The 12,138-nt window shown below is 57.9% G+C and carries 10 protein-coding genes; 6 read left to right on the top strand and 4 right to left on the bottom strand.

Going from position 1 to position 12,138, the window contains the following annotated elements; all coding sequences use genetic code 11:
• The 5 genes from hslV to GSQ94_RS06220 form a co-directional block, all read left to right on the top strand.
• A partial coding sequence (hslV, locus tag GSQ94_RS06240) for an ATP-dependent protease subunit HslV (RefSeq protein WP_158942604.1) occupies positions 1–371 on the top strand: 371 nt, incomplete at its 5' end.
• 63 nt (positions 372–434) lie between these two features.
• Positions 435–2,027 (top strand): ATP-dependent protease ATPase subunit HslU, encoded by a 1,593-nt coding sequence (gene hslU / locus GSQ94_RS06235; RefSeq protein ID WP_158942602.1) that lies wholly within the window; start codon positions 435–437, stop codon positions 2,025–2,027.
• 506 nt (positions 2,028–2,533) lie between these two features.
• Positions 2,534–3,175, top strand: coding sequence for a bifunctional 2-polyprenyl-6-hydroxyphenol methylase/3-demethylubiquinol 3-O-methyltransferase UbiG (locus GSQ94_RS06230; protein ID WP_158942600.1), 642 nt, complete (start codon positions 2,534–2,536; stop codon positions 3,173–3,175).
• A gap of 252 nt (positions 3,176–3,427) precedes the next feature.
• Complete coding sequence (locus GSQ94_RS06225; RefSeq protein ID WP_158942598.1) at positions 3,428–4,441, top strand: hypothetical protein; 1,014 nt, start codon at positions 3,428–3,430, stop codon at positions 4,439–4,441.
• 741 nt (positions 4,442–5,182) lie between these two features.
• A complete protein-coding gene (locus GSQ94_RS06220) occupies positions 5,183–6,508 on the top strand; it encodes a GGDEF domain-containing protein (protein WP_158942596.1) in 1,326 nt (441 codons plus the stop codon).
• 75 nt (positions 6,509–6,583) lie between these two features.
• Here the strand turns inward: GSQ94_RS06220 and GSQ94_RS06215 are convergent, their stop codons facing one another.
• From GSQ94_RS06215 to GSQ94_RS06205, 3 genes are all read right to left on the bottom strand, one after another.
• Positions 6,584–7,582 (bottom strand): transaldolase, encoded by a 999-nt coding sequence (locus GSQ94_RS06215; protein ID WP_158942594.1) that lies wholly within the window; start codon positions 7,580–7,582, stop codon positions 6,584–6,586.
• A 76-nt stretch (positions 7,583–7,658) separates the two neighbouring features.
• On the bottom strand, positions 7,659–8,507 hold the full coding sequence (locus GSQ94_RS06210) for a fumarylacetoacetate hydrolase family protein (protein WP_254063690.1): 849 nt from the start codon (positions 8,505–8,507) through the stop codon (positions 7,659–7,661).
• Positions 8,508–8,510: 3 nt separating this feature from the next.
• Positions 8,511–9,764, bottom strand: a complete 1,254-nt coding sequence (locus tag GSQ94_RS06205) for a fibronectin type III domain-containing protein (protein WP_158942592.1) — start codon at positions 9,762–9,764, stop codon at positions 8,511–8,513.
• Positions 9,765–9,987: 223 nt separating this feature from the next.
• On the opposite strand from GSQ94_RS06205, the gene GSQ94_RS06200 reads away from it, so the two are divergent.
• On the top strand, positions 9,988–10,818 hold the full coding sequence (locus GSQ94_RS06200; protein WP_158942590.1) for a helix-turn-helix domain-containing protein: 831 nt from the start codon (positions 9,988–9,990) through the stop codon (positions 10,816–10,818).
• Between the two features lie 89 nt (positions 10,819–10,907).
• On the opposite strand, the gene GSQ94_RS06195 is transcribed toward GSQ94_RS06200, so the two are convergent.
• Positions 10,908–12,065 (bottom strand): A/G-specific adenine glycosylase, encoded by a 1,158-nt coding sequence (locus tag GSQ94_RS06195; RefSeq protein WP_371417456.1) that lies wholly within the window; start codon positions 12,063–12,065, stop codon positions 10,908–10,910.
• Between the last annotated feature and the right edge of the window lie 73 nt (positions 12,066–12,138).

Raw genomic sequence — 12,138 nt, 5'->3', positions numbered from 1 at the left:
TTGCGCGGTTTGAGGTGAAGCTGGAGCAGTATGCCGGAAATCTTGGCCGTGCAGCGGTAGAGCTGGCCAAAGACTGGCGCACGGACAAGATGCTGCGTCAGCTCGAGGCGCTGCTGATTGTGGCAGATCCGAAGCAGACGTTTCTGCTGTCAGGGACGGGCGACGTGATCGATCCGGATGAAGGGATCGCGACCATTGGGTCTGGCGGCAGCTACGCACTAGCCAGTGCGAGGGCGCTGATGGAGAATACAGATTTAAGCGCCCGTGAGATCGCGGTGAAGAGTCTAAGAATCGCCGGGCAGATCTGCATTTACACCAATGATCAGATGACGGTGGAAGAGCTGAAGTCCGAGACGCCAGAGAACCAGTAGCGTCGACCGTTCGTAGAACCTACAAGATTCGTCGCAGCGAGATGCGATAAGGAGTACCGCACGATGGCAATTTTTCTACCTGGGACCGCTGAAGATCAGGCGCTCGCGCTCGATGAGATGACGCCGCGCGAGATCGTGACGGAGTTGGACAAGTATGTTGTGGGACAGCATGCAGCGAAGCGCGCCGTGGCGATTGCGCTGCGTAATCGAATGCGCAGGCAGAAGCTTCCTCCGGAGCTGGCCGATGAGATCATGCCGAAGAACATCATCATGATCGGGCCTACGGGGGTGGGAAAGACCGAGATTGCCCGGCGGCTGGCGAAGCTGACGAACTCGCCGTTCCTGAAGGTGGAGGCCTCGAAGTTTACCGAGGTGGGTTATGTGGGGCGCGATGTGGAGTCGATTGTGCGTGATCTGGTGGAGATCTCGATCGACATGGTTCGCGAGGAGAAGATGGAAGAGGTGGAAGACAAGGCGGAGCTCGCAGCGGAGGATCGTCTGATCGATCTGTTGCTGCCTCCGTCGCCAGCTTCTACGACCGCTGCAACCGCAGCAGCGGCCACGCAGGAGCCAGGAAGCAATGTGATTCAGCTTCCTGCGGCGGTGGCTGTGGATGATTCCGAGGAGAAGCCGGGGGATCGCGAACAGAGGACCAGAGAGAAGCTGCGGCAGCAGTTTCGCGAGGGCAAGCTGGATGAACGCATGGTGGAGTTGGACGTTCGCGACCGCAATCAGCCAAGCTTCGAGGTGATCTCCAACCAAGGTTCAGAGGAGATGGACATCAACCTGAAGGACATGCTGCCGGGGCTGTTTGGACAGCGCACGAAGAAGCGCAAGATGAAGGTGGCAGAGGCTTTCGACTACCTGGTGCAGGAGGAGGAGAGCCGGTTGATCGATATGGATCAGGTGAATCGGCTTGCGGTGGAGCGGGTGGAAGACTCTGGAATCGTGTTTCTGGATGAGATCGACAAGATCGCGGGGCGCGAGGGTGGGCATGGGCCGGATGTGTCGCGTGAGGGTGTGCAGCGGGATATTCTGCCGATCGTTGAAGGGACTACGGTCAGTACGAAGTATGGGATGGTCTCGACGGATCACATTTTGTTCATTGCGGCTGGGGCTTTCCATGTGTCGAAGCCGAGCGATCTGATACCTGAGTTGCAGGGGCGTTTTCCTATTCGCGTGGAGCTGCAGTCGCTGACAGTGAATGACTTTATTCGCATTCTGACGGAGCCGAAGTCTTCGCTGGTGAAGCAGTCTACGGCGTTGCTGGAGACCGAGGGATTGAAGCTGGAGTTTACGAAGGAAGCAATTGCAGAGATGGCGCAGTTTGCTTTCCGTGTGAACGAAACTACCGAAAACATTGGGGCTCGAAGACTGCATACAATTCTGGAGCGGGTGCTGGATGAGATCAGCTTCCAGGCCCCGGATCTGTTCAAGAGTCCGCGCGCGGAGATTACGGAGGAGGGCGTGGTGGGCGAAGTACCTGTGTCTGCGTCGCTTACGTCGGAGCCACAGATGCCGTCGCCGCCACTGCCTGTAATCGAGCGGCAGACTGCTACGGGCGTAGAGAAGGTGATCGTGGTCGATCCTGAGTATGTGCGGCAGCAGGTCGCTTCGATTGTGAAGGATCAGGATCTTTCGCGGTATATTTTGTAGCTTTTTTCTGTTGTGGTGGAGTGGTGTGTTTGCAGGGGGTTTCGCGTTTTTGTGGTTTCCAAACGTGGTGTTCTGGATGGTAGGACGTGGTGAAGTTGTGGTGATTTGTGTGGCTGGAAGTGCACGAAAAAGCTGGCGTAAAAATGCGCCAGCTTTTTTTGTTTTATTTGAGGAAGTCCGGCTTGCAGGAGAAGAGGCACCGGCGAGCACATAAAGCAAGGGAACGGTTCTGCCGTGTCTGCGGGAAGATTGTGACAGAAGAGCGTAAGGCTAACCGTTTGATATCCTGATGCTGTATCAGGAGGGTGATGTGATCACGGTATGTCTCATCCGGTTCTGGTGCTGGCTCCGCAACAAAGAAGTCAAAGGGCTGCGTCAGTGTGTTATCTGTGGGAGAGTGAGACGAAGGTCAGGGATGATCCTTACGGCAGGGCATACCTGGTCCTGCAGCAAGGAACATGCGAAGTTATTTGAAGACAGCGTCGATATGACGGGCCGAGGTAGACGTGAAGACCGAAGAGCAGTTGGGAATCAGCTATGAGTACACGGCTGCAAATCATGAAGTCAGTCACTCCTATCTAAAGCCTGTCGTGGATCGGTTTGTCGAAAAAGTTCCTGCCAAGAGCGTGGTTTTGGACATGGGCTGCGGCAATGGAAGTTTTCTGTCGCTCTACAGAGACCGGGGCTGGGTTCTACACGGAACCGATTTCTCGACCACAGGGATCGAGATTGCCAGGAAGAACTATCCCGATATCGACTTCATTCTTGGCGACTCTCAGACATCGGCTGAAGATCTTACCAAGCAGGTAGGTCTGGTGGATCTGGTGATCAGCACCGAGGTGATTGAACATCTCTATGATCCCAAGGGTTTTCTTCGAACCGCGTACAGCGTATTGAAGCCTGGCGGCATGATGGTGATTACAACGCCGTATCACGGCTATCTGAAGAACCTGGCGATGGCGGTTACTGGGCGCATGGACACCCACTTTACCGTTCTTTGGGACCACGGCCACATCAAGTTCTGGTCGGCCAAGACCTTAGGCAAGGCTATTGAAGATGCGGGGTTCCGTGATCTTCGATTCGAAGGCGCAGGGCGAGTTCCCTACATGTGGAAGAGTATGGCGATGGCTTGCCGTAAACCGCTTTAGGGCAGAACCACGTTCTGGATCTGTTTCTGATCGACTGACAAACTTTTTACAATACGGTTTCGAGGCCGTTTTCGAGGATCGCCGACCCTTCAGGGACTATTTTCTCGACATTTGCCTCTGCCGTGTCTCGCGCTTGCAATAGGTCAGTCAGAGACAGCAACTTATTGAGCCAGCTTGGGTTCAATGGTCAGGCACAATTTGAGCGTAATGTGACGTTTCCGCTTCTGTCTCATCTAAATGAGCAGAGGTTTTATGAACATGTCAGGGCTCAAACCGATTCTTCTCCTCTCCCTGGCGACTCTGTTTACGCCTGCCTTTGCACAGCAGCAAGGCGCGAACCCAGCCCGCCCGGGAACACTCAATTATGTAGAAGGCCAAGCTTCCATCGATGGCCGGCAGGTTACGGTGCGTTCCGTTGGCCAGGCGGAGATAGAGGCTGGGCAGTATCTGGCGACTGCGGATGGCAAGGCGGAGATACTGCTGACTCCGGGCGTGTTTCTGCGGCTGGATAAGAACAGCACGGTGAAGATGATCAAACCGGACCTGACCCATACCGAGGTCAGCATTGAGCAGGGTCGCGCCGAGGTCGAGGCAGACCAGCTCTATCCGCAGAACATGATCCTGATCGGCCAGAAGGGCGGCCAGACACAGATTCTGAAGAACGGCCTGTACGAGTTCAACGCCGATGCGAATACGGTGCGGACGTTTGACGGGAAGGCTGCGGTGTATCCGGGAAGCAATCTGCAGAGCAACGTGAAGCCAGTGGAGGTGAAGGGCGGCAAGCAAATTACGCTGGTGGGCGAGGCGGTGAAGCCTGTGGGTTTCAACAAAGACCGCTCTGAGGATGATCTGTATCGCTGGAGTGAGCTGCGTTCGCGTTACCTGGGCGAGGCAAATGTCGATCTCGCATCGCAGTACGCCGACTATGGCCCAGGTTATGGGTACGGCGGGTTTGCTCCCGGCTGGGCGTGGGACGCGGATCTTTATGGGTACGACTGGATTCCCGGCGGCGGCCCGTTCTTCAGCCCCTTTGGATTTGGCTTCTACTCGCCGTATTACCTATATGGTGGCGGGTTTGTGTATGGCCGGGGCTTCTATGGGCGTGGTGGTGGTTATCGTGGAGGGTATGGCTTGCGCGGCGGGTCGGTAGGCCGAGGTGGCTTTCACGGAGCTGCCGTGTCAGGCGGTGGGTTCCATGGCGGCGGTGGATTCCAGGGTGGCGGCGGAGGGGGATTCCACGGCGGGGGTGGCGGAGGTCATCGGTAAACGTTGAAGTGAGAGGAGCCAGGCTGGATGATTGGAGACGATCGTCCAGCCTTTATTTTTTGCGGGCTACTTCCTTGAGACCAGCCTGCGGGGATGAGAATCGACTCCCCATTTCTTTGGAAGTCAATGCTTCCAAAAGGATTTTTCCTGTAACGGTTGGCTGACGTCTTTCACTACTGTGTGGCGTGGCAACTGTTGCGCCAAACCGGGGTCTTAGTGAAAGATAGCCGGCCGATGTCGCGTATCCGGTGGCTGTGCTGAGTTAAGGAGTCATTGGAGGAAAAACACTGTGATTGTGCAGGAGTATGTCCCCTTGGTGTTACAGATTTTTATGTTTGATTTCCCAGGAACTACCGCATAATTGTGCAACGGTTTGCTTCAAAATGCGTTTGATAACGATGAGTTGTCACGGCCCCCGCGAAGTCGAAGGATGAGCGTTTGACCCTTGCGGGAGGGTCACTGATTTGCTCTGAACGTTACCGCTGTCTTTGAGAAGAGTTTGCGAGACAACGGCATCGCGCCACAGCATGAAGGTTCGCTGAGTTCTCGTGCTGACTGTCCTACTTTATTGCTGGCTTTGCGATCGGCCCTGTTCGTCGCTGCTGATGCCGCTCGTTGGATCTCTTGCTTTGTTTCAGGTTTCACGGTGACCATTTGCGTTGCGTCACCGACTGGTTAGAAACGCATCTCGCGGGACCTCTGATGGAGGTCAATCCAAATTGCGAAGATGCCTGGGTTCTGATGAACTTTGCCTTCCTTCCTGATCTTTTAGCGTTGATGATCCTGATCGTCATTCTGATGCTGCTGCGTCAGCGGCATCCGCAGGAGCGCGCCGATCTATGGTTGCTGGGTCTTTTCTTTACCCTGGTGGAGGCGGTTGCGCATACGTTCTATGCGCAGGGTGGACCGCCACAGAAGATTCTGCATGTGATTGTGATGGATTGCTATCTGCTGACGGGCATGATCTTTGTGTGGGCTTCAGGAGTTCACCCGGTCTCTACGCGCTCGCGGCTTCTTTTTCTTTCTCTGAATACTTTGCCTTTGATGGCAATCTGCACGATCTATGGGCTGCACCTGAATACGGGGCTTGCGTACTTCCCCTGCATGGCTGCGGGGATGGTGATTGGCGTGTGCACGTCGCTGTATCTGCGCCGGAACTGGCAGCTGGCGCTGGCGCACGTGTGCGGGTGGATGGCGATGGGCTATCTGATCCATCTCGCGGACTTCAGGTCTGCGGTGTACTGGAGCCTATGCTGCGTGTATGCGACGGCTGCGATGAACTTTCAGCGAAGACTGCCGAGAGGGAGCACAGGCAGACTGGCGATTGTGACTGGATTTACGATCTGGTCGCTGTGCCTGCTGCTGCATCCGTGGATCGTGCAGTATCGCGCGTATGCGGATATCGCGTCGCACATATGGAATATGCAGAAGTGGTTGATCTCGATCGGCATGATCCTGGTGATGCTAGAGGAGCAGATTTCGAGCAATGAGTGGCTGGCGCTGCATGACGAGCTGACGGGGCTGCCGAACCGGAGGTTGTTTGCCGATAGGCTGACGACGGCGATTGAACGCGCGGATCGCACGCGAAGCAGAGTGGCGCTGATCATTCTTGACTTGGACGGCTTCAAGAGGATCAACGATACGATGGGCCACCAGGCAGGCGACCAGGTGCTGCGGGAGATCTCCTCGAACCTGCGCAAGGGCGTAAGGGCGTCGGATACGCTGGCACGGCTGGGCGGCGATGAGTTCATCATCGTGGCGACGGATATGGAGCAGGAGCGCTCACTGAACCACTTTGCGGATACGGTGCGGAGAGCGATGGAGCGACCGATTGTGATGGATGGAAAGATGATGGTCGTGACAGCCAGCGTTGGGATGGCGGTTTACCCGGATGATGCAGAGGACTCGATTCGGTTGCTGCGCGTGGCCGACCAGAGGATGTATGCGCTGAAGCACAGGCCGGGGGCGCAGGCTTCAAAGGGTGTGTCCGGGCTGACGGCTGCGGTGGTGGACTCGCACATGGCTGCGGTCGCGGGCAGGCGAAGTAATGTTTCGGCGATTCGCTGATTGAGCAGCGATTGAATTGAAAAAGGGCAGAGGCTGATTTAGCCTCTGCCCTTTCCTCATGTTTCAGGGTGTTGTTTAGTGAGCGGCGGTTGCCGGCTCGGTGATCTCGCTGAGGCGCTTGGTGAGGAGCACTTCAAGATCAACGATGGCTTTGGAGAAGCCGTCGATGCCTTCCTTCAGCTTGTCGTGGGCCATGCGGTCCTCGGCATGCATCTTCTCGAAGGTAGCTTTGTCCATTGGGATCTTCTTTATATCCAGCTTCTGGGAGTTGGCAGGGTCGAGCTTGCGCGGCAGGTCGCCCTGAGTCGACTCAAGCTCGGTCAGCAGCTTCGGCGCGATGGTGAGGAGATCGCAACCGGCAAGCTCGGTGATCTCACCGATGTTGCGGAAGCTTGCGCCCATGACGACGGTCTTGTAGCCGAATTTCTTGTAGTAGTTGTAGATGGTGGTGACGGAGTGAACGCCGGGATCGTCTGCGGGGGCGTAGTCCTTACCGGTGTCTTTCTTGTACCAGTCCAGAATGCGACCGACGAAGGGAGAGATGAGGGTGGCATGAGCCTCTGCGGCGGCGACGGCCTGATGAAGACCGAAGAGCAGAGTCATGTTGCAGTGGATACCTTCCTTCTCGAGGATCTCGGCGGCGCGGATGCCCTCCCAAGTGGAGGCGAGCTTGATGAGGACGCGGTCGCGCGAGATGCCGGCCTTGTCGTAGAGGGCGATGATGGCATGCGCTTCTTCGACGGACTTTTCCGTGTCGTAGGAGAGGCGGGCGTCGACTTCGGTGGAGACGCGACCAGGAATGATGTTGAGGATCTTGAGGCCGAAGGCAACTTCAAGAGGCCGGAAGGCCAGCGCGGCGATGTCCTTGTCGGAGGCGCCGGAGCCTGCGTCTTTGCGCACCTGCTTCAGCACGTCATCGACGACGGTCTGGTATCCGGGCATTTCTGCTGCAGCGGCGATCAGCGATGGATTCGTGGTGGCGTCCTGCGGACGGAACTGTTGGATGGCGTTAAAGTCTCCGCTATCAGAGACGACTGTGGTGTATCCACGAAGCTGTTCGAGTAACGATGCCATATTCTTTCTCCTTGGCTGCTAGTACAGATTTTATCAAGCTCTGAGGGATTGCGTTGTCCCGTTGTGGCCGCGAATGTTAACCGGCGGCAAATTGATTTTCCAAGATGCCCAGACCGTCTATTTCAACTTGGATGCTGTCACCGGGCTGAACGGCTCCTACTCCTGCAGGAGTTCCTGTAGGGATCAGGTCGCCGGGTTCGAGGGTCATGGTGCCGGTGATGTAACGGAGGAGTTCGGGGATGGAGAAGATGAAGTCGCGGGTGCTGCCCTGCTGCTTGATCACACCGTTGAGACGGGTGGTAACGGTGACTGGGGCGGCCGTCTTCGATTCGAATCCGCAGGGGTCGATCTCGTCGGAGACGAAGGGGCCGACGGGGCAGAAGGTGTCGAATCCTTTGCCACGGGTCCACTGGCTGTCGGACTTCTGGATGTCACGAGCGGTGACGTCGTTGACGCAGACGTAGCCGCGAATATAGGGTCTTACGTCTTCGTCGGGACCGATCTTGTAGCAGCGGCGACCGATGACGATGCCTAATTCCCCCTCGTAATCAACACGGTGGGAGATGGCGGGCATGCGGATGGTACCCCTGGGACCGAGGAGGGAGGAGGGAGGCTTGAGGAAGAGAAGCGGCTCGGTGGGGACGTCGTTGCCCAGCTCTGTAGCGTGATCGCGGTAGTTGCGGCCGACGCAGACGATCTTCGAGGGCGTGACCGGCGGGAGAAGATGCAGGTCGTCGAGGAGGGTGGGCTCGAAGTCGACTGCGAGGGTAGGGATGGGGACGCCACCGAGAATACGGGTGTTCAGGTCTTCCTGCGGAGCCTGCATGGGGAGTGTGGCCCAGAGGGCTCCCTGACGCTTCTCGACCAGCGCATAGCGGGGCAGGAAGGTGTCGTTCTCAGACGACAGATACTTGCAGTAACGCATGCTTTATTGCTCCCTTAGAGTTTCCTGCACGCTGGCGCCTGGGGCGCTCTCGTTCCCTGAGGTATCGACCGCGGTGATGCGATAGGCGTAGCGATGGCCGGGAGCTGCGGTTTGATCGCGGTAGGCAGGGCCGACGATCGGGGTGGAGTTCAGGCGGATCGCTGGTCCCGCGACTTGGCCGGTTGAGGAGATTTCCTGACGATACACACTATACCCCTCGAGATCAGGGTCTGTGTCCGGGTTCCAGGAGAGATCGATGGATCGGTCCGATGCGGTTGCTCCGCCGGGTACAGCTTCAAGTCCTGTGGGGATGCCGGGCGGGAAGGTATCGAGCATGGCGACGGTGATGGGCGGGGAGGTTTCGCTGCGGAGCAGAAGAGTGTGGCCCTGAAGAGAGATTGTGCGAACCCGGCGCGCGGTGTAGCGGTAGCTTTCGCCGTTATGGGTACTGAGATCGATGGTGCCGCCGGCGTCGGAGGCCTGGGTCGGGGTCTCAAGCTTCACCACATCCGAGGGTGGGGATGAGATCGTCGAATTGGACTTCGGCTTGGCCAATTGGTCCGGGGAGGGAGGCGGGGTCTTTCCGAATCTGCTGTGTGGGGATGGCTTTGTAGCGGGCGGAGAGGCTGGTTTGTTTTTCTGAGGATTTGCCGGGGAGCCGTCGGAGGTCACGAGAAGGCGGTCAAGCTGCACCGGGAAGGAGGTGTCCTTGCGCTGCCACTCAAGCTGAATGCCCTTGCGGATGGCAGTTGCGCGAAGCTGCTCGACCGACGGCGGGGCCGCGCCGGAGGCTACATAGGTCTCGTTGGAGAGTCCTGCCGAACGGCCGCTTCCGTTGAAGAGCTGCACCCGGTACCCCAGGAGCGAAGGCGGATCGACGGTAAGCGATGAGGGTAGAACGTCTTCTGCGTGGCCTGGTCCTGCCTGTACCGGGAGCCGCTTCACCGCGGCACAGGTTGGAGTTACAGAGGGTGTCTGCGGTGAAGGCGGGGCTGCAACGCGACAGATCTCTGCCGTGACAGCACCTTTGATGGCGACGCGGTCGGTGGTCTTCTCGGGTGTCGTCCAATGAAGCACTACCCGGTCTCCGATCCGCTCTGCAGCGATGTCTTTGACGGGTTCAGGGAGATTGAGGGAGGGAGGGCGAGGCGGTCCGGGACTGGCGCACCCTGCGGCCAATAGGACCGGCAACGCAGCGGAGCCGAGGATCAGCCATCGCCGGATTTGCGGATGGCAGGGGATGAGCAGGAACTTCATTGGTCTTTGTTCATCATAGGGCAAGAGGTTCAGGCTTCCTGTTTCGGGCAGAGGCGGAAGACAGCGAGTTCCCGACCTTATGTTCTGTGCCGAATTTTGGCATCCCCGTCTTCGGTGTTTTGAAAGATGGCGACAAAACAATCATTACCCAATCCAAAAATTATCTGGATGCGTACATCTTTTGATCCGGTTTCAACGTCTGTTGGCGTAGCGAATAAAACTTATGAGCAAAACTATCTTATCCCCCACCACACTGGCCACAGCAGAGATTTCCGACCAAACCGAACGTTTTATTCCGGGTGGCGATGCCAATCCGGCAGTTGACGTACGACATCTACAGGTAGATGGCGAAGCTGCGGAGTCTTTTATTGCGGAGAAGCGAATTGGAGAACGCATCAAGCACCTTCGGCTGAAGAAGTCGATGGGTCTGGTTGAGCTTGGGCGTCATACTGGGTTGTCGGCCAGTTTTCTGTCGCAGCTGGAGACGGGCCGCGTGGTGCCGACGCTGCGCAACCTAGCGCGCATCGCAATGGTGTTCTCGAAGGATCTGAGCTACTTCTTCGATCCGGAGCCGCAGACCTTGTTCCGCGTACATCGCCGGAGTGAGCGGGTAAGACTGCCGCAGACTGGCGCGGATGACCCGGCCTACTTCTTCGAAAGTCTGGGCTACCTGGTTCCTGACCGCCAGCTTGACCCTTACTTCGCGGAGTTTCTTCCGGAGAAAGAGGGCCGCTCGCCGCGGGCGCACCAACATGTGGGATGTGAGTTTTTGTACCTGCTATCGGGGGCGCTGGACGTTCGGCATGGCGAGATGACCCACCACGTAGAGGCTGGAGACGCGATCTACTTCGACGCGAGTACGATCCATAGCTACGTGTGCGCTAGCAAAACAGCGGCCACTGCGGTGATCGTAACGCTGCAACATCCTCTGCTGATGCAGTTGGGGAGCGGTACACGGTCGGCAAATGCAGGGAACGGGAAGGTTCGCGGAGTTCCGGGAGCAATTTTGCCTAACGCGGCCAGCAGCAAAAAGGTCTCACCCCAGATGCACTAGGTCGTTAGCGGCATTGCTCTTTTGCGTATTGATCGAAGGATTGCGAGCTCAGGGTTGTGCTCTAAAGATTGCGCTTCAAGTTTGTTCCCTCATGCTGGATGCGAGGGGGTTTTCGTTGCCGGCAGCTTTGGCAGATGGACTGTCATCACACCGAGCCGTTGAAGAACCTTGCGGGTCAATCCGGTCAGCGGCCTGGTGGCGAGACGGTTGGTCTGGATCCAATGCAGATCGTTTTTTGCCGCGGGAACGGAGCGGCGCAGACCTCGGTCCTGGGGGCCACTGGGCGCATAGACCTGCACATAGTAGTTTGTGTTGGTGATGGCGTGGCGGAGGCGGAGCATAGGTTCGCGGCCCTGGACGGAGTCCTGCGGCAGAGGAGGCAGCTCGTACATGCCTGGCATGAGGCTCGCGTCTTCGGTACGGAGCTGCAACAGAACCTCGGTGTTGGTGCCGCGCTTTCGCAGGCTAAGCAGGTAAGCGGCGGGACGGCTGAGCTGAACCTTGCGTGGCGGAGTAAGATGCTCGCCGCGCGTTCTGCACATGGAATAGACGGGACAGTTGAGACAGAGAGGCGCCTTGGGCAGGCAGATGGTCGCGCCGAGCTCCATCATGGCCTGATTGTGATCGCCTGCTGCGTTGGCGCGCTTGCTGATGCGGCGGTTGGGCACAAGCGCGGAGGCCTGCTGCTGGACGAAGGCGCGGCCGGAGGCGTCTCTCTTCTCGGGCCTGCCGGTGAGGCGCAGCAGCACGCGCTCTACGTTGCCGTCCACCACGGCGATGCTTTCTCCGAAGGCAATGCTGGCGATGGCGGCACTGGTGTACTCGCCGATACCGGGGAGGGTGCGGAGCTCTACCGAGGTGCTGGGGAGTGCTCCGCCGAGCTCCTCGGTGACGAACTTTGCGGCCTTGTGGAGCATGCGTGCGCGGCGATAGTAGCCCAGGCCCGACCAGGACGCGAGGACTTCAGCCTCGGGCGCGAGGGCAAGAGCGAGGATGGTGGGGAAGCGGCGGAGAAAGTGCTGGTAGTGCTCGATGACGGCGGCGACGCGGGTCTGCTGCAGCATGACCTCGGAGAGCCAGGTGCGATAGGGGTCGGTGACGTTGCGCCAGGGAAGCACTCGCGCATGGGCGCGATACCAGGTGCTGAGTTTGCGTCTGAAGAGAGCGGCGTCGAGTGGCGCATTTTTCGGAGCGGGCGACAGCATCCGATCATGGTCCGTAATGGCAGGCCTGGGTAAGGAAGACATCGCTGCAAGTCTATCGCTTCCGTGAAGCGAGGAGCCTGCGCAAATTGGCAGTGACAGAAAATACTTTCGATGA

Origin of the sequence: Granulicella sp. S190 (assembly GCF_009766095.1) — a bacterium.
GTDB lineage: Bacteria > Acidobacteriota > Terriglobia > Terriglobales > Acidobacteriaceae > Edaphobacter.
This window is presented reverse-complemented; position numbering and strand designations above follow the sequence as displayed.

Excerpts from the sequence above, each read along its gene's own strand:
- hslU (WP_158942602.1), top strand. The coding sequence starts at position 435 with ATGGCAATTTTTCTACCTGGGACCGCTGAAGATCAGGCGCTCGCGCTC.
- GSQ94_RS06225 (WP_158942598.1), top strand. The coding sequence starts at position 3,428 with ATGAACATGTCAGGGCTCAAACCGATTCTTCTCCTCTCCCTGGCGACT.
- GSQ94_RS06220 (WP_158942596.1), top strand. The coding sequence starts at position 5,183 with ATGAACTTTGCCTTCCTTCCTGATCTTTTAGCGTTGATGATCCTGATC.
- GSQ94_RS06215 (WP_158942594.1), bottom strand. The coding sequence starts at position 7,582 with ATGGCATCGTTACTCGAACAGCTTCGTGGATACACCACAGTCGTCTCT.
- GSQ94_RS06210 (WP_254063690.1), bottom strand. The coding sequence starts at position 8,507 with ATGCGTTACTGCAAGTATCTGTCGTCTGAGAACGACACCTTCCTGCCC.
- GSQ94_RS06205 (WP_158942592.1), bottom strand. The coding sequence starts at position 9,764 with ATGAAGTTCCTGCTCATCCCCTGCCATCCGCAAATCCGGCGATGGCTG.
- GSQ94_RS06200 (WP_158942590.1), top strand. The coding sequence starts at position 9,988 with ATGAGCAAAACTATCTTATCCCCCACCACACTGGCCACAGCAGAGATT.
- GSQ94_RS06195 (WP_371417456.1), bottom strand. The coding sequence starts at position 12,065 with ATGTCTTCCTTACCCAGGCCTGCCATTACGGACCATGATCGGATGCTG.